This window comes from Streptomyces sp. NPDC058576 (assembly GCF_042718715.1).
In the GTDB taxonomy this organism is placed as follows: domain Bacteria; phylum Actinomycetota; class Actinomycetes; order Streptomycetales; family Streptomycetaceae; genus Streptomyces.
On the sequence record NZ_JBHXPF010000086.1, the window covers coordinates 1 to 23,908 of the forward strand.

General features: G+C 71.9%; 21 protein-coding genes. 4 read left to right on the top strand and 17 right to left on the bottom strand.

Features of this window, described 5'->3' with window-relative positions:
* Positions 1 to 189: 189 nt before the first annotated feature.
* From pstS to mshD, 9 genes are all read right to left on the bottom strand, one after another.
* Positions 190 to 1,326 carry a phosphate ABC transporter substrate-binding protein PstS gene (gene pstS / locus ACFWRV_RS33800; RefSeq protein ID WP_384339733.1) on the bottom strand — a complete coding sequence of 379 codons (1,137 nt, stop codon included), beginning with the start codon at positions 1,324 to 1,326 and terminating at the stop codon, positions 190 to 192.
* 188 nt (positions 1,327 to 1,514) lie between these two features.
* The gene (locus ACFWRV_RS33805; protein WP_384339734.1) at positions 1,515 to 1,982 is read right to left on the bottom strand and encodes an NUDIX hydrolase; all 468 of its coding nucleotides are present in this window, start codon (positions 1,980 to 1,982) and stop codon (positions 1,515 to 1,517) included.
* A complete protein-coding gene (locus ACFWRV_RS33810; RefSeq protein WP_384339735.1) occupies positions 1,979 to 3,103 on the bottom strand; it encodes a CHAD domain-containing protein in 1,125 nt (374 codons plus the stop codon). The genes ACFWRV_RS33805 and ACFWRV_RS33810 overlap by 4 nt, the downstream gene beginning before the upstream one ends.
* The gene (locus tag ACFWRV_RS33815) at positions 3,090 to 5,339 is read right to left on the bottom strand and encodes an RNA degradosome polyphosphate kinase (protein ID WP_384339736.1); all 2,250 of its coding nucleotides are present in this window, start codon (positions 5,337 to 5,339) and stop codon (positions 3,090 to 3,092) included. The genes ACFWRV_RS33810 and ACFWRV_RS33815 overlap by 14 nt, the downstream gene beginning before the upstream one ends.
* A gap of 326 nt (positions 5,340 to 5,665) precedes the next feature.
* Positions 5,666 to 6,667, bottom strand: coding sequence for an ABC transporter permease (locus ACFWRV_RS33820; RefSeq protein ID WP_384339737.1), 1,002 nt, complete (start codon positions 6,665 to 6,667; stop codon positions 5,666 to 5,668).
* Positions 6,664 to 7,584 carry an ABC transporter ATP-binding protein gene (locus tag ACFWRV_RS33825; RefSeq protein WP_384339738.1) on the bottom strand — a complete coding sequence of 307 codons (921 nt, stop codon included), beginning with the start codon at positions 7,582 to 7,584 and terminating at the stop codon, positions 6,664 to 6,666. The genes ACFWRV_RS33820 and ACFWRV_RS33825 overlap by 4 nt, the downstream gene beginning before the upstream one ends.
* The gene (locus ACFWRV_RS33830; RefSeq protein ID WP_384339739.1) at positions 7,581 to 8,072 is read right to left on the bottom strand and encodes a GntR family transcriptional regulator; all 492 of its coding nucleotides are present in this window, start codon (positions 8,070 to 8,072) and stop codon (positions 7,581 to 7,583) included. The genes ACFWRV_RS33825 and ACFWRV_RS33830 overlap by 4 nt, the downstream gene beginning before the upstream one ends.
* Before the next feature lie 117 nt (positions 8,073 to 8,189).
* Positions 8,190 to 8,528, bottom strand: a complete 339-nt coding sequence (locus tag ACFWRV_RS33835) for a MerR family transcriptional regulator (RefSeq protein WP_384339740.1) — start codon at positions 8,526 to 8,528, stop codon at positions 8,190 to 8,192.
* A 533-nt stretch (positions 8,529 to 9,061) separates the two neighbouring features.
* Positions 9,062 to 9,985 carry a mycothiol synthase gene (gene mshD, locus ACFWRV_RS33840; RefSeq protein WP_384339741.1) on the bottom strand — a complete coding sequence of 308 codons (924 nt, stop codon included), beginning with the start codon at positions 9,983 to 9,985 and terminating at the stop codon, positions 9,062 to 9,064.
* A 251-nt stretch (positions 9,986 to 10,236) separates the two neighbouring features.
* On the opposite strand from mshD, the gene ACFWRV_RS33845 reads away from it, so the two are divergent.
* Positions 10,237 to 12,054, top strand: a complete 1,818-nt coding sequence (locus ACFWRV_RS33845) for a bifunctional metallophosphatase/5'-nucleotidase (RefSeq protein WP_384339742.1) — start codon at positions 10,237 to 10,239, stop codon at positions 12,052 to 12,054.
* A gap of 228 nt (positions 12,055 to 12,282) precedes the next feature.
* Here ACFWRV_RS33845 and ACFWRV_RS33850 read toward each other — a convergent pair whose 3' ends face one another.
* From ACFWRV_RS33850 to ACFWRV_RS33870, 5 genes are all read right to left on the bottom strand, one after another.
* Positions 12,283 to 12,786 carry a GNAT family N-acetyltransferase gene (locus ACFWRV_RS33850; RefSeq protein WP_384339743.1) on the bottom strand — a complete coding sequence of 168 codons (504 nt, stop codon included), beginning with the start codon at positions 12,784 to 12,786 and terminating at the stop codon, positions 12,283 to 12,285.
* 100 nt (positions 12,787 to 12,886) lie between these two features.
* Positions 12,887 to 14,635: an immunity 49 family protein gene (locus ACFWRV_RS33855; RefSeq protein ID WP_384339744.1), complete on the bottom strand. Its 1,749-nt coding sequence runs from the start codon at positions 14,633 to 14,635 to the stop codon at positions 12,887 to 12,889.
* An 80-nt stretch (positions 14,636 to 14,715) separates the two neighbouring features.
* The gene (locus tag ACFWRV_RS33860) at positions 14,716 to 15,846 is read right to left on the bottom strand and encodes a hypothetical protein (RefSeq protein WP_384339745.1); all 1,131 of its coding nucleotides are present in this window, start codon (positions 15,844 to 15,846) and stop codon (positions 14,716 to 14,718) included.
* Between the two features lie 159 nt (positions 15,847 to 16,005).
* Positions 16,006 to 16,740, bottom strand: coding sequence for an isochorismatase family protein (locus tag ACFWRV_RS33865; protein WP_384339746.1), 735 nt, complete (start codon positions 16,738 to 16,740; stop codon positions 16,006 to 16,008).
* Positions 16,737 to 17,324 carry a cysteine hydrolase family protein gene (locus ACFWRV_RS33870; RefSeq protein ID WP_384339747.1) on the bottom strand — a complete coding sequence of 196 codons (588 nt, stop codon included), beginning with the start codon at positions 17,322 to 17,324 and terminating at the stop codon, positions 16,737 to 16,739. Before ACFWRV_RS33870 ends, ACFWRV_RS33865 begins: the two co-directional genes overlap by 4 nt.
* Before the next feature lie 159 nt (positions 17,325 to 17,483).
* Here ACFWRV_RS33870 and ACFWRV_RS33875 point away from each other — a divergent pair, with 159 nt between their 5' ends.
* Positions 17,484 to 18,581, top strand: coding sequence for a GlxA family transcriptional regulator (locus ACFWRV_RS33875; RefSeq protein ID WP_384339748.1), 1,098 nt, complete (start codon positions 17,484 to 17,486; stop codon positions 18,579 to 18,581).
* A gap of 354 nt (positions 18,582 to 18,935) precedes the next feature.
* Here the strand turns inward: ACFWRV_RS33875 and ACFWRV_RS33880 are convergent, their stop codons facing one another.
* Entirely contained in the window at positions 18,936 to 19,550 is a 615-nt protein-coding gene (locus ACFWRV_RS33880; protein ID WP_384339749.1) for an SDR family oxidoreductase, read from the bottom strand.
* Between the two features lie 34 nt (positions 19,551 to 19,584).
* Here ACFWRV_RS33880 and ACFWRV_RS33885 point away from each other — a divergent pair, with 34 nt between their 5' ends.
* Positions 19,585 to 20,055 carry a TetR family transcriptional regulator gene (locus ACFWRV_RS33885; protein ID WP_384339750.1) on the top strand — a complete coding sequence of 157 codons (471 nt, stop codon included), beginning with the start codon at positions 19,585 to 19,587 and terminating at the stop codon, positions 20,053 to 20,055.
* A gap of 180 nt (positions 20,056 to 20,235) precedes the next feature.
* On the opposite strand, the gene ACFWRV_RS33890 is transcribed toward ACFWRV_RS33885, so the two are convergent.
* Both ACFWRV_RS33890 and ACFWRV_RS33895 read right to left on the bottom strand, forming a co-directional pair.
* Positions 20,236 to 21,555, bottom strand: a complete 1,320-nt coding sequence (locus ACFWRV_RS33890) for an LPXTG cell wall anchor domain-containing protein (protein ID WP_384339751.1) — start codon at positions 21,553 to 21,555, stop codon at positions 20,236 to 20,238.
* Between the two features lie 331 nt (positions 21,556 to 21,886).
* Positions 21,887 to 22,897: a GlxA family transcriptional regulator gene (locus tag ACFWRV_RS33895; protein ID WP_384339752.1), complete on the bottom strand. Its 1,011-nt coding sequence runs from the start codon at positions 22,895 to 22,897 to the stop codon at positions 21,887 to 21,889.
* A gap of 71 nt (positions 22,898 to 22,968) precedes the next feature.
* Here ACFWRV_RS33895 and ACFWRV_RS33900 point away from each other — a divergent pair, with 71 nt between their 5' ends.
* Entirely contained in the window at positions 22,969 to 23,340 is a 372-nt protein-coding gene (locus ACFWRV_RS33900; protein ID WP_384339753.1) for a cupin domain-containing protein, read from the top strand.
* Positions 23,341 to 23,908 lie beyond the last annotated feature (568 nt).

Consider the following 23,908-nt stretch of genomic DNA (forward strand, 5'->3'; position numbering starts at 1 on the left):
TTCGGGTGGGGGTGGTGGCTGTGGTCCTTGGGGGGGGGGGGCCGGGGTTGGGGGGGGGGGGGGCTGGGGTGGCTTTTCTCCCGGTGGGGGGTGGGCCCCCGGGGGGGGGGGGCCCGGGTGGGGGGGGGGGGGGGGCCCGTTGGGGGGGGGGCCGGGTGGGGGGGGGCGGGCCCGGCCGCCCCCGGGGTGTTACGAGAGGGTGCCGATGGTCTCGCGGACCTTGGCGTTGATCTCGGCCGGGATCGGGGCGTAGCCGGCGTCGGTCAGGATCTTCTGGCCGTCGTCGGAGGCGGCGTAGGAGAGGAAGGACTTGACGGTGTCGAGCGTCTCGGGCTTGTTGCCGCTGTCGCAGACGACCTCGTACGTCACCAGGACCAGCGGGTAAGCGCCCTCGGCCTTGGTGGTGTAGTCGAGGTCGAGCGCCAGGTCCTTGCCGGTGCCCTTGACCTTGGCGGCGGCGATGGCCTTGGAGGCGTTCTCCGAGGTGGCCTGGACCGGGGCGGCGCCACCGGTGTTGATGTCCACGGTCGGGATGGACTGCGACTTGGCGTAGGAGAGCTCGAAGTAGCCGATCGAGCCGTCGACCTGCTGGACCTGGGCGGCGACGCCGGAGGAACCGGACGCGGCCTGGCCACCGGGGGCCGGCCACTTCTTCTCGGCCTCGTACTTCCAGTCGTCCGGAGCCGCGGCGCCGAGGTACTTGCCGAGGTTCTGCGTGGTGCCGGAGTCCTCGGAGCGGTGGAAGGCCTGGATCGCCTTGTCCGGGAGGTCGACGCCCTCGTTGAGCTTGGCGATCGCCGGGTCGTTCCACTTCTTGATCTTCGAGTCGAAGATCTTGGCGAGGGTCGGGGCGTCCAGCGTGAGCTTGTCGACGCCTTCCAGCTTGAAGCCGATCGCGACCGGGCCGCCGACCATCGGGAGGTTGATGCCCTGGCCGGTCTTGCACATCTTCTTGGAGTCGGCGACCTCCTCGGGCTTCAGCGCCGAGTCGGAACCGGCGAAGGCGACGGTGCCCTGGTTGAAGGCGACGATGCCCTCGCCGGAGGAGGACGAGTTGTAGTTGATCTCCACACCGGAACAGGCCGCCATGTAGTTCTTGACCCAGAGGTCCATGGCGTTCTTCTGAGCGCTGGAGCCGGAGGCGCGCAGCTGCCCCTTGGCCTTGCCGCAGTCGACGTCCGACGCGGCGGTCGTCTTCTCGCCCGTGCCGGCGGTGCCGCCGGCCGAGTTGTCGTCCGAACCGCACGCCGTGAGGACCAGGGCGCCGGAGACGGCGAGGGCACCGAGCGCGGTGGCACGAAGCCGGTTCTTGCGCTGAAGCTTCACTTTCGGGTGTTCCTTCCAGGAGCCGCCGTAGTCAGTTCGTTCTACGACGGCGTGCGATGAGGAGGGGTGCTGTGGCTTGCCGCCGCGCACCGTGTACGTCCGAAATTAGGCAGAACAGGTGAAGCCGCCGACGGGAGAGGGTGAACGGCAGGTGAACCGTGTCGGGCAGGCGGGTGCGGGGGCTCCGGTCAGGGCGTGGCGAGCGCGTCGAGCAGGGCGGTCAGCTGCCGGATGTCGCGGGGCTGCGTGAGCCGGACGCGGGCGGCGTCGGGGGCCAGCCACAGGATGCGGTCCACCTCGTCGTTGGCGGTGAAGGAGCCGCCCGTCGCCTCGGCCGCCCAGTACGCGACCTCCTTGGGCCGGCCGTCCACCGGATAGCGGGAGGTCGGCAGCCGGGCCCCGGGGGCGCAGTGGTGGCCGGTCTCCTCCAGCACTTCCCGTACGGCGGCGGCCAGCGGGTCCTCGCCGCGCTTCAGCTTGCCTTTCGGGAAGGACCAGTCGTCGTAGCGGGGCCGGTGGACCAGGCAGATCTCCACCCCGTCCCCCTTCCCGTCCCCGCCCGGGGCGCGGCGCCACAGCACGCAGCCCGCGGCCAGGACGGTGCCGGTTCTCGGGCGGTGCGCCGCGTGGTCGCGACGCACGGGTTCCCCGCTCATGGGGCCGTCAGGGCCGTGGCGTACGGCCAGCTCTCCCGGAACACCGCCCGCGCGGCCTCCACCTCGTGGCGCTGGTCCGCGTGGAGCACGCCCAGCGCGTACGCCGTGGCCGGGGCGATCCGGGGGGTGCGGGCCGCCGCTGCCGCCGCGCCTGCCGCCTCCACGGCGTCCCGGTGCAGGTCGAGGGCGTGCCCCGGTGCGGCCAGGGCCGGGTCGGCGGCGCCGAGGACGACCTCGTGGGCGTACCGGTGCAGCCGCAGCAGCAGGCGGGCCTGGTGCCAGGCCGCGTCCTGCGCCTCGTTGTACGGCTCGGTGTCCTCGGGCGGGAGGACGGCCACCGCGGCGAGCAGGCGTTGCTCGGCGCGCTCGGCGGGCTCCAGGAGCGCCTCGGCCGTCCGGCCCGTGGTCCCGGGGGCCAGCGGTACGTCGGAGGCCAGGAGGGCCACGGCGTCGGCGACCGCGTGGAAGCGGGAGGAACCGAGCGCCTGGAGGGCCGCGGAGTGCGCCCGGGTCCGGGCGAGGGTGAGGCGGCGTTCCAGCAGCGCCCCGGCGCGCGCGGCCCCGACCCCGAGGGCGGCGCGCCCTTGGGCGTCGGATGCGGCGCCCTCCCCGGCGGCCCGGACGCCCCGGGCGGCGGGGAGCGTGGGGCCGGAGAGCTGGTGCAGGGCTTCGACGAGCCGGGTGAGGCGGTTCGCGTAGGCGTGTTCGCGGGCCAGGATGCCGGAGAGCCAGGCCAGCTCGGCGCGGACCTGGTCGGCCCAGTGCGGGTCGAGCGCGGCCCGGAAGGTGTGCAGGGAGCCGCTGATCCGGCGGGCCGAGCGGCGCAGTGCGCGGGTGGCGGCCGCGGCGTCGTGGCCGCCGGAGTCCGCGGGGGCGCTGTGCTCGTGGTGGAGGCGCAGGCTGCGCAGGAACTCCGCGGCCTGCCCCCGGAGGTAGGGCGCGAGGGCCGCCTCCGTGGTCAGGTCCCCGGTGGGGCCGATTCCGGTGAGGCGGGATGCGGCGGGGCCGGGGAGACGTGGGGCCCCCGCCCCCGTGGCCCCGTCGGGCGGCGCGTCCGGGGTGGTGCCCGGGGCCGGATCCGTCGTGGGCCGGGTCGTCGTCTGCTGGTCAGGGCGTCGCACGCCTGCGCCTCCGGGCGTCGATGAGCATTTCCTGGACGTGCCGCAGCGGCTGGCCGTCGGCGTCCGTGGCGTGCCGGGTCCAGTTCCCGTCGGGGCCCAGGTGCCAGGAGGCGGTGGTGTCGGCCATACCGGTCTCCAGGAGTCGGCTGAGTGCGGCGCGGTGAGCGGGGTCGGTGACCCGGACCAGGGCTTCGATCCGGCGGTCGAGGTTGCGGTGCATCATGTCGGCGCTGCCGAACCACACCTCGGGCTCGCCGCCGTTGCCGAAGGAGAAGATCCGGGAGTGTTCGAGGAAGCGGCCGAGTATGGAGCGGACCCGGATGTTCTCGGAGAGTCCGGCGACCCCGGGGCGTATCGCGCAGATCCCGCGCACCCAGATGTCTACGGGGACGCCCGCCTGGGCCGCCCGGTAGCAGGCGTCGATGATCGCTTCGTCGACCATCGAGTTGACCTTGAACCGGACGTAGGCGGGGCGGCCCGCGCGGTGGTGGGCGATCTCCTTGTTGATCCGGGCGATCAGCCCGTCGCGCAGGGACTTCGGGGCGACCAGGAGGCGTCGGTAGGTCTCGCGGCGGGAGTAGCCGGAGAGCCGGTTGAACAGGTCGGAGAGGTCCGCCCCGACCTGCGGGTCCGCCGTGAGCAGGCCGAGGTCCTCGTACAGCCGGGCCGTCTTGGGGTGGTAGTTGCCGGTGCCGACGTGGGAGTAGCGGCGCAGCGTGTCGCCCTCCTGTCGGACGACGAGGGAGAGCTTGCAGTGGGTCTTCAGCCCGACGAGGCCGTAGACGACATGGCAGCCGGCCTCCTCCAGCTTGCGGGCCCACTTGATGTTGGCCTGCTCGTCGAAGCGGGCCTTGATCTCGACGAGGACGAGGACCTGCTTGCCGGACTCGGCCGCGTCGATCAGGGCGTCCACTATCGGGGAGTCGCCGGAGGTGCGGTACAGCGTCTGCTTGATGGCCAGCACGTCCGGGTCGCCCGCCGCCTGCTCCAGGAACGCCTGGACGGAGGTGGAGAACGAGTCGTACGGGTGGTGGAGCAGGACGTCGCGTTCGCGCAGGGCGGCGAAGATGTCGGGCGCGGAGGCCGACTCCACCTCGGCCAGGTCCCGGTGGGTGCCCGCGACGAACTTGGGGAACTTCAGCTCGGGCCGGTCCAGCGAGGCGATCGCGAAGAGCCCGGTCAGGTCGAGCGGTCCGGGCAGCGGGTAGACCTCCGCGTCGGACACCTTCAGCTCGCGGACCAGCAGGTCCAGGACGTACGGGTCGATGGACTCCTCGACCTCGAGCCGGACCGGCGGGCCGAACCGGCGGCGCATGAGCTCCTTCTCCAGGGCCTGGAGGAGGTTCTCCGCGTCGTCCTCCTCGACCTCCAGGTCCTCGTTCCTGGTGACCCGGAACATGTGGTGCGCCAGCACCTCCATGCCCGGGAACAGCTCCTCCAGGTGCGCCGCGATGATGTCCTCGATGGGCACGTACCGCTGGGGCGAGGCCTCCAGGAAGCGGGTCAGCAGCGGCGGGACCTTGACCCGGGCGAAGTGGCGGTGGCCGCTGACCGGGTTGCGGACGACGACGGCGAGGTTGAGGGAGAGCCCGGAGATGTACGGGAAGGGGTGCGCGGGGTCGACCGCCAGCGGGGTCAGGACCGGGAAGACGCGCTGCCGGAAGAAGGTGAACAGGCGGGCCTGCTCCTTCTCGGTCAGGTCCGGCCAGCGGATCAGCTGGATGCCCTCGTCGGACAGGTCCGGGGCGATGTCCTGCTGGAAGCAGGCGGCGTGCCGGGCCATGAGCTCGCGCGAGCGGGTCCAGATGAGGTCCAGGACCTCGCGGGGCTGCAGGCCGGAGGCGGAGCGGGTGGCGACGCCGGTGGCGATGCGGCGCTTGAGGCCGGCCACCCGGACCATGAAGAACTCGTCCAGGTTCGAGGCGAAGATGGCGAGGAAATTAGCCCGTTCGAGGATGGGCGTGGCCGGGTCCTCGGCCAGTTCCAGAACGCGTTCGTTGAACGCGAGCCAGCTGCGTTCGCGGTCCAGGAAACGGCCCTGGGGCAGCTCGTCGCCGTCCCGGTCGGGCTCGTAGGCGTCCGCGTCGGCGTCCAGGTCGGGATCCAGGTCGGCGGCGGTGGAGAAGCCGACCCCGTTGGACGCGGGGGTGGCGTGCGGCCGGTGCGCGGCGAGTGAGCCGACGGACGGCTGGGCGGCGGGCTGGGCAGGGACCTCGGAGCTGGGCTGCTGGCTCATGGACCTATTCTTCCGCGCGGAGGGCTCCTCAGGCGCGTCGGAGCCCGGAAAGATCGCGGAAGGCCCGGGAAACCCCGGGTCACGGCGGGGTGAGCCGGCGGGGGAGCCGTGGGGGGCGTCTCCCCGGGCTCTCCCGTTGCGGCGGGGGGCGGGCACAGCTGGCTGCATCCCGTGAGGGTCGCAAGGGCGTCTGAATGGCCGGTAACGGCGACATGACGTACAGGAAGCGGTGTGCCTGCGGGTGGACCTCACGGTCACTGTACGTGTTCGTCGTCCGGGCCCACCCCTCGTGGGGCCCGGACGACGCTTGCACCGGGCGGGAGCGCTCAGCCGTGGAGGCGGCGCAGGACCCGGAAGGCGGCGAACACGGCGAGAGCGGCGAGGGCCAGCAGGATGCCGGTCTCGACGAGCTGGAGGGGCCAGTAGTGGGAGGCGGGGTGGTACTCGGTGAAGTAGCCGATTCCGCCCCGGCCGCGCATGCACGCCTCGACGCCCTGCGTCATGTCGGCCTCGTAGCAGTCCTGCCAGTAGAGCCTCTCGCCCGAGGCGGTGAGCATTCCGGTGTCGATCGGCCAGTCACCGGGGTCGGTATCCAGGACCGCAGCGCTCTGCCGGAAGGCGGAGGGCCACAGTTCGTAGCGCCGTGCGCCCAGGCAGGCGGCCACCGCCCCGAGCACGAGAGCGGTCACGGAGACGGACACCAGGGTGCGGCGGACGATCACCGCGCACAGGGCGCCGACCGCCACGGCCAGCAGCGCGTAGCCGAGGACCGCGGGCCCGGTGCCGGGGAACACGCCCTCGGCGTGCCATCTGAGCGCCGGGCTGTTCGGGCCCGCCCGGAGCGCCCAGAGACCCCAGCGGTAGGCGACGACCAGGACCGTCAGGCCGATGACCGCCGGCGCGGCGGCTACGGCCAGCCGGGCGGCCAGCCACCGGGCGGGGGAGACCGACTGAGCCCAGGCCAGCCGGAACGTGCCGCTTTCCAGCTCGCGGGCGATCAGCGGGCCCGCGACGAAGACGCCGACGAGCCCGGCCAGCAGGAGCAGCACCCCGCCGCCGTCGGCCAGGAAGGTCTCGGTGGAGGTGTGGGCGTAGCTGGAGACGTAGATGTCGTCACCGCACCGGGTGGTGTCGCCGTCGGCGCACCGCACCTCGGAGGACGCCATCCAGACACGGAGCGCGACGACGATGCCGATGCCGATGACCAGCAGGGCGGCGCCCGCCCACAGGGCCTTGCGGTGCAGGCGCAGCAGCACCCGGACGGGCCCGCGCAGGGTGGTGGGGGGCGTGGTGACGGCGTCGGTCTTCGGGCGGGTAAGAGTGCTCACGCGGACGTCACCTCCTCGCGGACCGCGCCCGGGACGACGCTCGCGCTCGGCGTCAGCAGCGGCGGGGCGTCCGGGGAGCGGAGGTGGGCGAGCAGCAGCTCCTCCAGGGACGGCTGGGTGACGGCCCAGGCGGCGGTGTCCACGGGGCCCTCCTTCCTTACGAGCGCGGTGAGTTGACGTCCCGTCGTGCGGGATTCGACGACGGTGTGCGGGGCCAGGTCGCGGCCTGCCTGCCCGGTGAGCAGGGCGTGGGTGGCGGCGATGTCCTCGGCCTCGCCGCCGAGCCGTACGCGCCCGCCGTCGACGAACAGGAGGTAGTCGCAGGCGCCCTCCAGCTCGGTGAGGATGTGCGAGGACATCACGATCGTGGTGCCGTGCTCGGCGGTCTCCGCCATCAGGACGCCCATCAGCTCGTGCCGCGCGAGAGGGTCGAGGTCGGCCATCGGCTCGTCCAGCAGCATCAGTTCGGGCCGCTTGCCGAGCGCGAGGGCGAGCGCGAGCCGGGTGCGCTGGCCGCCGGAGAGCGTACGGACGCGGGCGCGTCGCGGCAGCGGTCCGGCGATCCGGTCGGCGGTGGCGCGGTCCCAGCGCCCGGGGTTCAGCTCGGCCCCGGCCCACAGGGTGTCGGCGACGGTGAGCTGCGGGTACAGCGGCTTGTCCTGGGCGACGTACGCGATCCGGTCGCGGACGTCCCCGGGCTCGGTGGAGCCGAGGACGGCGAGGGACCCGGCGCCGGGGCGGTCCAGGCCGGCCGCCAGGTTCAACAGGGTCGACTTGCCCGCGCCGTTGGGTCCGACGAGGGCGCAGACCCGTCCGGCGGGCAGCCGGAACGAGCAGTCGTGCAGGGCGCGGTGGCCGCCGCCCCTGCGCCCGTAGGTCTTTCCGAGGCCGTGTGCCTCGATCGCGACGCCGGTCATCGTTCCTGGTCCCCCTTGTACGAGCGGTCCGCGACGTGTGAACGGTCCGCGTTGGGTGAACGGTCCGCGGTATCGGTGCCGTTCGCGCTGTACGTGCTGTCCAGTACGGCGGTGAAGAGCGCGCCGACGTCGTCCTTCTCCAGCCCGGCCGCCCGGGCCCGGCGGGCCCAGTCGGCGAGTTCGGTGCGCAGCGGCGCGTCGGCGGCGGTCGCGTCGGCCGCGCCGCCCAGCGTCCGGCGGACAAAGGTGCCGAGCCCGCGGCGGGCCTCGACGAGGCCTTCGCGCTCCAGCTCCCGGTACGCCTTGAGGACGGTGTTCGGGTTGATCGCGGTCGCTTCGACGACCTCGCGGGCGGTCGGCAGCCGGTCGCCCGGTTCCAGCACGCCCAGGCGCAGGGCCTGCTTCGTCTGCTGGACGATCTGGAGATAGGTGGCGACCCCGCTGCGCCGGTCGATGCGGTACTCGACCGCTGCGGACCCGGCTGCCATGTGCAGCACCACCCTTTCACTAATTGAGTAGTGAAAGGGTGGTGCAAAAGCGGGGCGGCGTCAAGTGAAGCCGCCCCGTGAGGTGTTCGGAGAGAGAGCTGTCGGGCGGTCGGGCGATCAGGCGGCCGGCGGGGCCGGGGCGCACCCGGCGCGCAGCTCCTCGTTGATGCGCTGTGCCTCTTCCAGCTGGTCCTCGAGGATGACGATCCGGCAGGCGTCCTCGATCTTCGTGCCCTGGTCGACCAGTTCGCGGGCACGGGCCGCGACGCGCAGCTGGTAGCGGGAGTAGCGGCGGTGGCCTCCGTCGGAGCGCAGCGGGGTGATCAGGCGGTTCTCGCCGAGCGCGCGGAGGAAGGCGGGGGAGGTGCCGAGCATCTCGGCGGCCCTGCCCATGGTGTAGGCGGGATAGTCGTCATCGTCGAACTTGTCGGTGGGGCGGGTACTGCTAGGGGGCATAGCACCTCTGCTTTCGGGGACACGTCGGGGGGCCCGAGCACCTTGCGGTGCTCGGGCCCCGAGCTTTCAACACCATCTGCCGGCCGACTGCGCCGGCTCCTCTTTTCCGCCGGTCCGCCCGAGAGGGCGGGGGAGCGGGGATCGTGGATGCTTGACCGGGGACCACCTTCCGTTCCGGGGTCTGCGGTGCCCGAGCGGAGTGTCCCTCGCTCAGGCGATCCTGATGGCGTCTGCTCCTTACCTCGATCGGTTTGTCGTCATCGAATACCGCCGGTACTGCGCGTCCGGTACTGCGGTTGCCGCACGCGGCCCCTGGGGCCGCCAGGCCCGGCAGCCAGTGGGGGAACCCACCGTTTCCGGCTCCCTCGCTCCACTGCCGTGCCCCGTTCCGTACCGGCCGCTCTTCCGGCCACGAGGAAACGCTAACGCCGCCGCAAGCCGGATGTCTACCTCCGCCACAACAGATTTTCTGCCGAGTCGGACGGGCCTCTTCTGCTGCGGCTGCGCTCCGGAAGCTGTTGTGGCCGACGGCCTCAGGACTCTGTGCGGTACATCAGGTCCACCTCGTGCGTGGTGAAGCCCATGCGCTCGTACACCGTCACGGCCGCCGTGTTGTCCGCGTCCACGTAGAGCATCGCGGTGGGCAGCGTCTGGGCGGCCAGGTGGTGCAGGCCGATCGAGGTCAGCGCCTTGCCGAGACCGCCGCCCTGGGCCTCGGGCAGGACGCCGACGACGTACACCTCACCGAGCTGCTCCTCGGCGTGCACCTTCGTCCAGTGGAAGCCGACGATCTCCCCGTCCCGCTCGGCCAGGAAGAAGCCCTTCGGGTCGAACCACGGCTCCGCCTTGCGGTCGTCCAGGTCCTGCTGGGTCAGCGAACCCTGCTCGGGGTGATGGGCGAACGCCGCGCGGTTCACCGCGAGCCAGGCGGCGTCGTCCCGGCCCGGCTCGAAGGTCCGTACGGTGACGCCCTCGGGCAGGACCGGCTCGGCGAGGTCGAGGGGGACCAGGCTCCGCCGCAGCTGGCGCAGTTCACGGAAGAGGGAGAGGCCGAGGACCTGGGCCAGGTGACGCGCCGCGGAGCTGCCGCCGTGCGCCCAGACCCGCAGCCGCTTGCCGGTCGCGGCGAGAAGGGCGGCGCCGAGCGCCCGGCCGTGCCCGTTGCCGCGCCGGTCGGGGTGGACGACCAGCTCGGCGGCCGGGGCCTCGACCGGGTCGGTGTCCTCCAGCTGGGCGTACCCGGAGAGCGTGCCGTCGAGGGTGAGGAGGAAGTGCCGTACGCCGTCGCGGTGTCCGCCCCGGATCCGGAGCCTGCCCTGCTCGGAGACCGCTTGCCGGCCGTCGGACCTGGCTGCCTCGGCGAGCAGGGCGAGGACGGCCTCGGCCTGCTCGGAGTCGAGTGCGTCGAGGGCCTGAACCTCGCGTCCGGGGGCGGGGAGGGGTGCGTCAGTCGTCATGCCTCCGAGCGTACGGCGGTGGGTGCGCCCGGTGGCGGCGCGGCGGGGCGGGGAGCGGAAGCCCGGTCGTCCGGCGGGCGCGGTCGGGGGGCCTCTGCCGCGCAGAGCCGGGCCATCTGCTGCGCACAAGGAGCCATTTGGCCGGATGGCAACCAGTCCGTAACCCCGAACATCTGTTGCGCTACGCGCGTTGACTCTAGGCTGCGGCACGCAGGATGCAGCACTGACACCACTGAGACACAAGGGGACCGATGTCAGCGACTCCGCAGAAGAACCGTGCGACACGGCGGGTGCTCGCCGCCGCGGCCGGTCTGGCCACCGCGGGCGCGCTCGTCGCCGCGATGCCGGCCGGCGCCCATGACCGGGGCCACGGGCACGGCGACGGGCACGGCCACAAGCCGCGTACCGTCGATGTGCAGTTGCTGTCGTTCAACGACCTGCACGGCAACCTGGAGCCGCCGGCCGGTTCGGCGGGCAACGTCTCCGAGACGCAGCCCGACGGCACGGTGAAGGCGATCCCGGCCGGGGGCGTCGAGTACCTGGCGACCTCGCTGCGGACCGCGCGCAAGGGCAACCCGTACTCCGTCACGGCGGCCGGCGGCGACATGGTCGGCGCGAGCCCGCTGCTGTCGGGCCTCTTCCACGACGAGCCGACGATCGAGGCGCTGAACGGCCTCGACCTGGACGTCACGGCGGTCGGCAACCACGAGTTCGACGAGGGCGCCACCGAGCTGGCCCGTCTCCAGAACGGCGGCTGCCACCCGGTCGAGGGCTGTTACGAGAAGGGCAGGAAGTTCAAGGGAGCGGACTTCCCCTACCTCGCGGCCAACGTGACCAAGGAGAAGACCGGCAAGCCGCTGCTGAAGCCGTACACCGTCTGGAAGAGGAACGGCGTCAAGATCGGCTTCATCGGAGTGACCCTGGAGGGCACGCCGGACATCGTCACCGCCAACGGCGTCAAGGGCCTGAAGTTCCACGACGAGGTCGAGACGATCAACAAGTACGCCCGTGAGCTGGACCGCAAGGGCGTGAAGTCCATCGTGGCCCTGATCCACGAGGGCGGGGCCCCGGCCTCGACCTCGTACAACTACGACTGCGACAGCCCCGGCGCGGGCGACGGCATCTCCGGTCCGATCGTCGGCATCGCCAAGGGCATCACGCCGAAGGTGGACGCGCTGGTCACGGGCCACACCCACCAGGCGTACGTCTGCACGGTCCCGGACCCGGCGGGCAAGCCGCGCATGGTCACCTCGGCGTCCTCGTTCGGCAAGCTCTACACGGACACCACGCTCACCTACGACCGTCGCACCAAGGACATCGTCCGTACGTCGGTGAAGTCCGCGAACCACGTCGTGACCCGGGACCAGCCCAAGGCCCCCGACATGACCCGCCTGATCGACCGCTGGAACAAGCTCGCGGCACCGATCGCGAACACGCCGCAGGGCTGGATCAGCGCCGACATCAACGGCCGCGGCTCCACTGCTCCCGAGAAGCCGCTCGGCAACGTCATCGCCGACGCCCAACTCGAAGGCCTCGCCCCGGCCGACAAGGGCGGCGCGGAGGTCGCGTTCATGAACCCGGGCGGCATCCGCGCGGACCTGGTGCACAAGGCGTCCGGCAGCGAGGGCGACGGAGTCGTCACCTACGGCGAGGCGTTCACCGTGCAGCCGTTCACCAACATGATGAACGTCGTCGACCTGACCGGCGCCCAGCTGGTCACCGCGCTCCAGCAGCAGGTCAGCGGCCCCAACGAGGCCAGCCCGAAGATCCTCCAGGTCTCCGAGGGCCTCACCTACACCCTCGACCTGACGAAGAGCGGCGCGGACCGCGTGGTCGCCGGCACCGTCAAGCTGAACGGTGAGGCGATCGACCCGGCGCGCACCTACCGGGTCGCGATGAACGAGTTCCTCGCGGGCGGCGGCGACGGCTTCCCGGCCCTCGGCGAGGGCACGAACAAGCTGGTCGGCGCGTCCGACCTGGACCTGTTCAACGCCTACCTGGCGGCCCACTCCACGACCACGGCGCCGCTGGCCCCGCCGGCGACGGACCGGATCACGGTCATCCAGTAGCCGTCGTCATGTGACGCGGTGGTCAAGTGACGTGATGAAGGGGCGGCGGGCCTGCGGGCCGGCCGCCCCTTCACCGTGTGGGCCTACGCGCCCAGCCGGGCGCGGGAGGCACAGGAGAACTGGGCGGGCGCGCGACCCGGTGAGCGTCCTGCGGAATCGCGAGGGTGCCACGGGATGACGCAGGGGGGTCCGGCCGGCCCGCCGGAGCGTCGCGGAACCGGGCTCAGCTCACGTGGGGTCGGCAGTCCAGGAGACGGCGAAGTACCTGACGCGGTCGTCCTCCCCGACCGGCCGCATGCCGGCCGCTGTCATCACGTGCTGCGACGCCGTGTTGTCGTGGTCGGCGTCGCCCTTCACCGACACGACGCCCTCGGCCCGGGCGAGCGACAACAGGGCGCGCAGGGCCTCGGAGGCGTACCCCTTGCTCCGGGCCGACGGGACGAGGCCGTAGCCGATCGTGACGCTGCCGTGTTCGTCCGGCGGGCGGTGGAAGCCCATGCCGCCGATCGCCCGGTGGTCCGAGCGGCGGCGGATCACGTACGGGCCGAACGGCTGAGGATCGCCGGTGGCCGCGCAGTGTTCCAGGAAGCGCTCGGCCACGGACACATCGCCCTCGGCCGGGAATCCGGGTTCCCAGCGCGCCCCGGCGTCCGGCCGGCCCGACGCTATCTGCTCGGCCTCGGCCACGGACATCGGGTGCAGCACGAGTCGTTCGGTCATCAGGTCTCCCATGGCTGGGAGGTGTATCACGTGGCCCGGGCGGGGTGCGCGTGGATTTGAGGGCGCTGCCCTGGGGAGGGGAGGGACCTGCCGCCCTCCCCTCCCTCGGCGGTCAGGTCGGGAACTCCCCGCACCACGCCCGGCTGATCAGGTGCTTCGGCAGGCGCGGCAGGGTCGCGTCCACCGGGAAGTCGCCGTCGTGGGCGAAGCAGGCCAGCGCGAGCGGGCCGAGGGCCACGTGGCTGCGGGGGTCCGGTGAGCCGGACCAGTAGTGGTCGTGGAGGGTCACGGCCTCGGCGAGGATCTCCGCGAACGCCTCGTGGTTGCGGGTGATGAGGCGGTGGAAAAGGGCGGCCGGCTGGTAGTCGATCTGGTTCAGCAGGGCCGGTGCGGTGCCCGTCGCCACCTTGGGGTCGGACGTCTCCATCGTGGCGATGAGCTTCTGGACGATGTCGTCCATGGACTCGGCGCGCCAGTAGGTCTGGAGTGTGTCGATCCAGTGGAACAGATAGGCGTCCTGCGACGGATCGGCCCGGCGCAGGTCGTCCAGGGGGACCTGCGCGAGCCGGTGCAGGCGGTCCCGCTCGCGGCAGACGAGGGCGAACCAGAAGGCGTCCAGCCAGGCGCGGCCATTCGCCTGCGGGGACGGGCCGGTGGCGGGCAGGGCGATCATGCGGTCGCCGATGCGGTATTCCACCGGGCCCGCGTGCGGGAGGGTGGTGGCGAACAGGGCGTCGCCCAGCTGCATCGCGGTGACCCAGGCCTCCCAGGTCTCCAGCTTCGCGCTGTCGGGGTCCTCGGCGCAGCGGGCGAGTGCGTGGGCCGTCGCCGCGCGGAAGGCCTCGGGGAGTACGGCCGGGTCCTGGGCGAGTCGGTCTGTGAAGTGTCGTGCCGTGGAACCCAGTTCATCGGTGCCAGGGGCGGTGTCCGCTCCGGTCTGTTCCGTGTCGCCTTGGCCCTCCGCGTGCAGCCCGCGCATCAGGTCCATCAGCTCCGGCGGCGGCACGACCTGCATCGCGCGGGTCTGCTCGTCGAAGGCGGTGAGGCAGACCAGACCGTCCCGACGCCACCAGTACAGCAGCGGGTTGAGGGAGCCGGGCCCGTCCTCGTACGCGCCCAGTGCGTACATCCCCATCTCGTTGACCGCGTCCACCACCGTGGCGTCGACGATCGGGTGGAACGCCAGGAGGTGCCGGGTCGGTACGACGACGAGCGCCCCGGCCTCCGGCAGGTCCCGGCCGGTGAGGGCGCGGGCCAGGTCCCCGAGGACGAGGGCCTTGCTCGCCACGAAGTGGGAGTCGCCGTACACCGAGTGCAGGAGCGCGCCCGACGGCGTACGGATCTCCTCGTGCTCCACCGGTTCGGCCAGCAGGTTCGCCCGGCCCGCCGCCTTCAGCGCGTCGAGGCCGGCGCGCTCGACATCGGCGTCGGTGAGCATGCGTACGGAGTCGGGGGCGTCCAGCGCGAGGGCCGTCACCAGGCGGTCGGCCGGCTGCCAGGCATAGCGGTGGCCGGCCGCCGCCTCCCCGGTGAGCGCTTCGGCGGGCAGCAGGCGCAGGACGGTCCGGCGCAGCAGCTCCTCGGCGCTCTCCCCGCCCTGCGCCACCCTGTCCAGGGAGGTGAAGTGCTGGGCTATCAGCGCAGGCCAGTCCTCCGGGGCCTTTGCCCCGCAGCGCTGCGCCAGGGTGGTGAGGTTGTGCGTGGAGCGTTCGCGTACGGCTGTCGCTCCGTCCACCTGGGGCCGGACTCCGTCCCGCGCGCTCAGGTCGTCGGCCACCAGGCGGCGCAGGTGGTCGGCCCGGTCGGCGGTCAGCGTGGGCAGATGGGCGTCGGGTGCGTTGCTGATGTTGTCCTGGGTCACCCGGAAACCCTACTGAGAGGCTCCTCCTCCCGGAGCGCGTGACCGCCCGGGAGGAGGATTCGCGGCCTACACGACCGCGGTCACGTCTTGATCGGGCACACCGCTCCCGCCGCCATGTTGTACGTCGGCGCGGACTTCGTCACCCCGCGGCCGGTGCCGAGCTGGATGAGGATCTCGTCGGAGAGCAGGTCCTCCTTGCCCTTCAGGGCGTCCGCGACCTTCGTGTCCTTGGAGAACACCATCTCCGCCGCCACGTTGTCCTGCACGATCCGGGCGAGGTTGTCGAGGGCGGTGAACACCGGGTCGACCGGGTTCTCCAGGCCTGGCAGGTCGATCAGGTGAGTGGCGACCTTCGCCGGGTTCATGCAGTCCTTGATGATGATCGTGTTCTGGTTCAGGACGCTCGTCGTCCACTGCGAGATCACCACGCAGTAGAGGTCGGCCCAGCCGGCTTCGCCGACCTTGCCGCGCCACGCCGTCATCTGGTCCTGCACACCCTTGATCTGGGCCTGGGCCGCGTGCTCCATGTTGGTGCGGATGTCGGGGTAGACGCTGCCGGAGAAGTCCTCGAAGGACTTCATGTCGAACGACTGCGTCGTCACCGAGGTGTCGATGAACCGGAGCGCGGCGTCCAGGATGTTGCCGCACGACGTCTCCAGCGCGGCCGGAAGCCCCGCGTCGGGAAGGTTCCGGCGGGCGGTCGTGAGTGTGGCGGCGTAGGCCTGGAGGGGCGGGATCCACGCGGTGGAGGTGTCGTCGTCGAACGCCACCATCAACAGGTCGTGCGGGTCGATGCGGTCGGCGTTCGGGAGGTTGGGGATGTGGTCCGCCAGGTAGGAGGCGATCACCGAGAAGATCCCGAGCGGTACGTGAGCGATGGACTTCGCCAGCTCGAACGTCTCCGATACGGGGTTGGCGCTCTCCTGACCCTTCTCCGTCACCAGGGTGAAGCGGCCGCCCTTGGCGTCGTTCTGCACGACGATCACCGGCGAGAGGTGCTTGATCAGTTCTGCTTTGAGTACGGCGTAGTTGGTGCGCATGCCGGCGTTGACGGCGAGGAGCGAGTCCTTCGCCTGCTGCGGCGAGGCCTTCGCCGCGCCCGCCGCACCGTCGGCGGTGGCCGCCGCTGCCTGCGGGGTCGCCGCGTAGCCCAGGAGGGCCGCGGTGCCGATGCCGGAAGCGCCGGTTATGAATCGTCTGCGGGTAGCCATCTTCGTCTTCTCCGTTGGGGATGGTGGTGCGATCTCTGGCGGAGTGGGGGGACTTGGAGGGTTGGGGGGAAAGTGCTCATGGGGTTCACTTCCGTTGGGGGGAGTGGGGGCTGTGGGGGTATGGGGGCGGGGTAGAGGGCCGGGACGTGAAGTGGAGGGCTATGTCAGGGACTTCTGCGTCGGGACCACCACCCCGTACAGGTCCTGGATCGTGGCGAGCGCCGAGGCGTGCAGCTGCTCGGACGGGATGCCGTTCGGGTTGCCCTTCAGCGGCAGCGGGCGGGTCGCGGAGGCGTCGGCGACGACGGTCGGCTTGTTGCCGTTGATGAACGCGCCCTGCGTGGTGAACAGGGTGCACATGTTGGTCATGAACCCGGCGATGATGACGTTCTCGCGCCCGGCCTTCTTGACCTCGGCGGCGAGGTTCGTGTCATGGAAACCGTTCGGGACGCTCTTCTCGACGACGGGCTCGCCCTTGGCCGGCTTCAGTGCCGGGATGATCTGCCCGGCCTCCGACGTGAGGTCGTAGCCCTTGTCCACGATGTGGATGACCGGCGTCTTCGCCGCGCGGGCGCGCTTCAGCAGGGCCGCGGTGTTCTCCACGGCGGGCTTCCAGCCGTCGAGTTCCATCACGCCCTCGGTGTAGGTGTTCTGGTAGTCGACGAGGATCAGCGTCGCGTCGGCGAGCGTGGCGGGGGTCTCGTCGAGCTTGTTGAGCTCCCGCAGGGTCGTCGTGTCCGCGGCGACGTTCTTCGCGGGGGCGTTCGAGGAGGACGAGGCGTTCGGAGCGTCGTCCTTGCCGGTGGCGGCCTCGGAACTCCCGCCGCACCCGGTGGCGGTGGCGGCGAGCACGGCGGCGACGCCGATCGCGGTGGCGGTACGCAGCAGCTTCATCGGGTGATCTCCTTCTGGGATGCGACGACGACCCCGTACAGGTCGCCGATGGTGGCCAGGGCGCTGTAGTGCACCTGGCAGGCGTCGAGGTCGGCTCCGGCGACCGGCAGGGACCGGGTCGCGCAGGCGTCGGCGACGACGGTGGGGCGGTTGCCGCGCAGGAAAGCGCCCTGGGCGGTGAACGCCACGCACATGTGCGTCATCCAGCCGGCGATGATCACGTCCTGGCCCTCGGGGACGTGCTCGCCGAGGTCGGTGCCGTGGAAGGCGTTCGGGGCCTGCTTGACGACGACGGCCTCTCCGTCGGCCGGGGCGACGGCCGGGTGGATCTGTCCGATCTCGGCCCGGATGTCGTACGGAGTTCCCTCCCCGCCGTCGTTGATGACATGGACGACCTTCGTCCCCGCCGCGCGGGCCCGTTCCAGCAACTGCGCGGCGGCTTCCAACGAGGTCTGCCAGCCGTCGAGTTCCATCACGCCTCGGGTGTAGGTGTTCTGGAGGTCGATCAGGATCAGCGTCGAGCCGGTCAGTGTGGCCGGGGTCGCGTCGAAGCCGTTGAGTTCGCGCAGGGTGGTTCGGGACATGGGTGTACCGCCTCGGGGGGTCGTGCGTCGGGGAGAGGGTGAGCTCGGCTCGGGTGGCGAGCTGTCTTAGACGCTATGGCCCGGCGGTGATGTCCACAATGACGTCTAACATGCAGATACCGACATGCGCGCGGGTTGTCGACGTCAGGAGGCTCATCCATGGACACCGCCGAACGACCGGCCGAACGACCCGACAGGGGCGGGCGATCGGACGCATCCGGACGATCGGACACCGCCGGACGATCGGACACCGCGGGACCCGCCGGAGGAACGGACTCCGTCGGACGGCTCGTCGTCATCGTCCTCTTCGAGGGCGTCGACCTGCTCGACGTCACCGGGCCGCCGGAGGTCTTCTCGCTCGCCCGGCGCGAGAGCGACGACGCGGCGGGATACGACGTCGTCCTGGCCGCCGAGTCCTTGGAGCCCGTCACCACCGGTGCCGGGGTCCGCATCCTCCCGGACCTCACCTTCGACGAGGCCCTCCGGCGCAGCATCGACACCCTCATCGTGCCCGGCTCGGTGGAGGTCGACAGCGAGCGGCGGGTGCACGCCCTCGTCGACCCCGAGCTGGTGGAACGGGTGCGGGAACTCGCCGCGCGCACCCGCCGCGTGACCTCCGTCTGCGTCGGGGCGCATCTGCTGGCCGCCGCCGGTCTCCTCGACGGCAAGCGCGCCACCACCCACTGGTCGACCGCGCCGCAACTCGCGGCTGATCACCCGGAGATCGAGGTCGACGCCGACCCGATCTTCATCCGCGAGGGCGATGTGTGGACCGGGGCCGGGATCAGTGCCTGCCTCGACCTGTCGCTCGCGCTGATCGCCGACGACCTCGGCGAGGCGATCGCGCTGCGCGTCGCCCGGCAGCTCGTGATGTACCTCAAGCGGCAGAGCGGGCAGAGCCAGTTCAGCGTTCCGCTGGAGCAGATCTCGGGGACGCGGCGCATCGAGGACCTCCGCCACCACGTCCTGCGCAACATCGGCCGCCGGCTCACCGTCGCGGACCTCGCGGAGTACGCCCATGTCAGCGACCGCCATCTCACCCGGCTCTTCACGACCGAGCTGGGGATGACGCCGCACGCCTACATCGAGTCCGTACGGGTCGAGAAGGCCCGTAACGAGCTGGAGTGCTCCGACGCCACCCTCGAACGCATCGCGTCCGTCTGCGGGTTCGGCACGGTGGACACCCTGGTACGGGCGTTCCGGCGGCGGTTGAACGCGACGCCGACGGAGTACCGGCGCCGGTTCCGGTCGGTCTGAAGGGTGGGCCGGAGCAGCCCACCCGGGGCGAGGAGGCGCTACGGCGCACGTCGGTCACCGTGGAACGATCGTTGGACCGCACCGCCAGGAGGAACCGGTGTCACACCCGCGACGGTTCACCCCCGAGGAGAAGCTCGCCGGCTGTGTTCATGAGAGCCGACATCACCTGTACATGAGATCGGTCGGCACTCGAAGCGCCGCAGGAATCGAACAGTTCACGACTTCGGGCAGCACGGGCCCCGGCCGAGGTGGCCCGGCCGACGGTTTCCTGCGCCGGCCCCGTGGCCGGATGCCGCACAGCCGGGACACCACGTGGAGCTGCACGACGCGCCGCAGGCGCTCAGCCCTCGTTGGTCAGACGCGTGGGCCGAGGAACAGGCCACCGCTCGCGTCGATGATCTGACCAGTGACCCAGCGGGCGGCGTGGGAGGCGAGGAAGGCGACCACATCGGCCACGTCGTCGGGCCCGCCCAGCCGGTTGAGTGCCGTCATACCCGATATCTGCTCGGTGAGGCCCGGCGCGTCGAAGACAGCTCCGTTGGTCGGCGTCCTGGTGGCCCCGGGAGCGACCGCGTTCACCGTGATTCTTCGGGGGCCGAGTTGGACGGCGATGGTTCTGGTCATCGTCTCGATCGCGCCCTTCGTCATGGCGAAGGATGTCTGGGCCGAGTTGGCCATCCGGGTCGCCACCGACGAGACCGAGACGATCCGGGCGCCCTCGCTCAACAGAGGCAGCGCCCGCTCGATGATGAAGTACGGCGCTCGCACGTTCACCGCGAACAAGTGGTCGAACTCTGCCCGGGTCGTCACGCCGAGCGGGCCGGCCGGTGCGGCTGCCGCGTTGTTGACCAGGATGTCGAGCGGCCGACCGGCCAAGCCGGCCTCCACGCCGGCGAAAAGTGTCTCGACGTCGCCGTCCACGCCCAGTTCGGCTCGGACCGAGAAGGCGTTCCCACCGGCGCGTTCCATCGCGTCGACCGTCGCAGCCGCCCCGCTCTCATCCGTGCCGAAGTGCAAGGAGGACCTCGTCCTCATTGACCAGCCCGCCCAGCTCATCGCCGAGCGGGTCGCCGCGTCGTCCGCGACGCAACCCCTGGTGCGCCGCGTCGGCGGCGCGCTCATCGACGCGGCCACGGCCTTGACCGGCGGCAACGGGGACGAACCGGGGGCGAACGAGCGGTTCCTGCTGGACTGCCTCCGGCTCATGGTCTCGACGCCTGCGCTACGGGCCCGGCACCTGGACAGCCAGTACGCGCTGCAACAGGCCATCGTCGACGCCCTCGGGGATGACGCGACCGATCCCGACGCCGCGTTCCGCGCCCAGGCGGCGACCAGCGCCTGCATGGCCGCGATGCACACGGCGCTGACGCGTTGGACCGAGGACGACGGGCACACCAAGCTGCCCGACCTGATCACCCGGGCGCTCGCCGCGTCCTTCGGTGATGACGCCGTCGCCACCTACCGGAAGGACTGAGGCGGCCCCTGGGACAGGGTCCGAATCGGCCGACTCCCTTGGTGACGGGGCCGCAGCCACCGAGCGACACGGACCCGGCGCTGTCACCTGCCGTGACCGTCGCTGGAACTACGTGACGACGGGAGGGGGCGGAGGCCCCGTACCAGGCCCCCGCCCCCTCACCCTTCATCGTCCTCGCGATCAGGCGTCCGCGCCGGCCTTCCGGCGACGGGCGACGAACACCGCGGCCCCGCCGAGCAGCACGGCCGCGCCGCCCGTGAGAGCGATCGTGGTGGTGGCGGACGACGAACCCGTGGCGGCGAGGCTGCCGTTCGTGCCGGTCGTCGCCGGGGTGCCCGACGTCGAACCCTGCGGCGTGGTACCGGTGTTGCCGGTGCCGGGCTTCGTGGTGGCGGAGGGCTTGGCGTCCTTCGGCTTGCCGGGCTTGCTGCCTGCGGCCTTGACGTCGAACTCGTACATGTCCGCGCCGGGCGCTCCGCCGCAGGAGCCGTCCTCGTTGTAGAAGTCGGCCGCGATGAACGCGACGCCGTTGCCTGCGGGGGTGGCCTTGTCGAGAGTGAGGCGCAGCTTCACATCGGCGTGGCCGCCGGGCTTGAGGGCGCCGACGCTGTCGATGTAGGTGTTCTCGTCGGCGGTCTGCCACGTGGGGGAGGAGGTGGTGGACCACTGGAGGCGGAAGAACTCGCCCGTCTCCTTGAGACCGGTCTTGTCGGTCGTGTGGACTCCGGCGTACGCGATGACGTCGTCCATGTGCCGGTCGGAGCCGTTGGTCACCCGGACGGAGAAGTTCGTGGTCGTCCCGGCGACGAGCTGGTCCGGCAGGCCGGTCACCTCGGCGGTGAGGTCGTTCTCGGGCGCGCAGTCCTCGCCTTCGCCCTCTTCCTCCGCTTCCTTGATCGCCTGGGCCAGCGCGGCGTCGGCCGCGATCTTCGCGGCGAGCGCGTCGTCCAGGGCCCGGCCGAACACGCCGTAGGCGCGGGCCGCCGCCACCCGTGCGTCGTCGACCGCCTCGTCGGCCTCGGCGGCCTTGGTGTCGGCGGCGGTCTTGGCGGTGGCCGCCGTCGCCGCGGTCGTCTCGGCCTCGGCGAGTGCGGTCGCCGCTGCGGCCTTCTCCTCCTCCGTGGCGGTCCCGGGCAGGGCGGCGAGGGCGGCCTTCGCGGCGGTCACGGCCTGGTCGGCGGTGGTCTTCGCGGCGGCGGCGCTCTCGGCGGCCTTCTCGGCGGCCGCGGCGGCCACCGCGAGGGGGTGGGTGGTCCTCAGGGCGGCGAGGGTCTCCTCCAGCACCAGCAGGGCGTCGGCCTTCGCCTTGGCGGCCGTGTCGTACGCCTTCTGCGCCTCGGCGGCGGCCTCCTCCAGCTCCTTGATGGTCGGCTTGCTCCGCGGGTTCTGCGTCTGCGCCGTCGGCTTGGCGTCGGCGTAGGCGGGGGTGACGGCGAGCAGTACGGCGGGGGCGGTCACGGCGAGGGCGACAGCCGTGGCGAGTACGCGACGAATCTTCACAGGGTCCCTTGGGTCGGCTCCGGGAGGAGAAGGCAGAGCGGCAGAGCGGTGGAGCGGCTGGAGCAGCGATGCGGCAGTGCCTGAGTGCGGTGCGGAAGTACGGAGGCGGCTGCCACGGCGGAACGGATCACGCGGGCTGCCTGTGGTGATCGTATGGCGACCCTGTGACGGTGCCGGGTGAATATGCGGGACCCGGGGGCGAGGGTGGTGCCAGGTGGAGCGGACAGACATCGCCAAAGCGCACAGTTGCCCTCGTTTTCTGTGTTTTCGCTGTGACGAAGGCCATGCCGCCGGCCGTACGAGGCCTTGGTCCCCGGTGCGCCCCGTTCGGTCAGCGGTCGGCCCCGCCCCTGGCTGTTGCCGCTTCGCCGAAGAGGCGACGGTACGAGCCGGGCGTCGTCCCGAGAGCGGTACGGAACCGGCGCCGCAGGTTGACCGCAGACGACAGGCCCACCCGGACGGCGACCGTCTCCACGGGCAGGTCGGTCCGCTCCAGCAGGGACCGTGCCGCGTCGACGCGCTGCTGGAGCAGCCACTGCCCGGGGCTGACGCCGACCTGGCGGACGAACCGGCGGGCGAAGGTGCGCGGGGAGAGCCCGGCGTACGCGGCCAGCCGGGCGACGGAGAGATCCGTGCCCAGCCGGGTCAGCGCCCACTCCAGGACCGGGGCGAGCGAGACGTCCGTGCCCTGGCTCGCGCCCGCGCCCGGGCCCGTGGGGGTGGGCGGGGCCGCGTACGGGAGCTGGCTGCCCTCCCGGTGCGGCGGCAGCACCATGCTCCGGGCCACCTGGGAGGCGTAGGACGAGCCCAGGTCGTGCCGTACGAGGTGGAGGCAGAGATCGATGCCCGCGCCGCTGCCCGCGCTGGTCGCCACGTCGCCGTGGTCGACGTACAGCACGTCCTCGACGACGGTCACCTCGGGGAAGGCGTCGGCCAGTTGGCCGCTCCGCCGCCAGTGTGTGGTCGCGCGGCGCCCCACCAGCAGCCCGGCACGTGCGAGGACGAACGCGCCGGTGCAGATGGACACGATCCGCGCCCCGCGCCGGTGCGCCGCCCGCAGGGCGTCGAGGACGTCGTCCGGTACGGGCCCGCCGGCCGGCTGCCAGCCCGGCACGATCACCGTGTCCGCCCGCCGTAGGGCGTCCAGGCCGCTCTCGACGAGCAGCGCGTGTCCGACGGTGGTCGGCAGGGGGCCGGGCCGCCGTGTGCAGACCTCGAAGGTGTAGTGCGCGGGCAGATCCGGGCGGACGCTGCCGAAGACCTCGGCGGCACAGGCGAGTTCGAAGGGCGACTGCGGCTCGTTGAGCAGCGCCACCACGTGATGCTGCCGGGATGCGGGCATGGCAGAAAAGTACCCGAGGATGTCAGGTCGGACACTCGTGCCGGGCGTCCGTCGCGCGGCACGGTGGAGCCATGAGCGAGGACACGCGAAGAGACGCGCCGAGCGCCCTGAAGGCGAACACCCCGGAGGCCGGCGCCCCGAAGACCGTCGTCCAGGTCGACGACGTCGAGCCGCACGAGGTGGCCCCCGGCATCTGGCGCCGGAGGCTGCCGGGGACGGCGTACGCCCGGGGCTGGCTGATCGACTTCTCGCCGGGAACGGAGTGGCCCGAGGTCGACGAACACCCCACCGAGGAGCGGTACTTCGTCCTGAGCGGCGAGGTCATCGACGGCGGGGAGCGCCATGGGCCGGGGGCGTACGTGGTGTTCGCGCCGGGCAGCGAACATCGCCCGCGTACGGAGACGGGCGCGCGGATGCTCGGCATCTCGCTGATGACCGCCTGAGCGTCTGAGCGTCTGAGCGTCTGACCGCCTGACCGCCTGAGCGCCTGAGCGCCTGAGCGCCTGAGCGTCTGAGCGCCTGAGCGCCTGGGAGTCTGGGCGTCTCGGTGTCTCGGCGTCTGGGCCTGGGCGGTCCAGGTGGCCGACGGGGCCGGCTGTCCGTCCCGTCCGCCCGGAACAGGGGACCGGGTGGACGGGGCGGGGCCAGGGGATGCGGGGGTGGCCCAGGCCGTGCCCAATCCCCTTGCCGGGCGGCTACGAATTACTGGTGAGAGACCGCTCAGCCTCCTCGCACAGCAGGTGGGACCCATGACCGCACGTGCCCTGCTCACCCCCGATCTTCCGCCCCGCTACGTGACGCCGGACCTTCCCGGAGCCCGCGTTCCGACGGGCCCGATGCCGGCCGCCGGTGCGGCGGCGGGATCCGGGCCGGACCGGGACCGTGGGCCGGAAGCTCCGACCGTGGGCACGCGTGAGGCTGCTGGCGTCCGATGACGTGAATGACAGCGTTCACCCCGTACGCCCCGTCACATGGGGCGGCCCGGCGGGTGGTGTGCGCACACCACCCGCC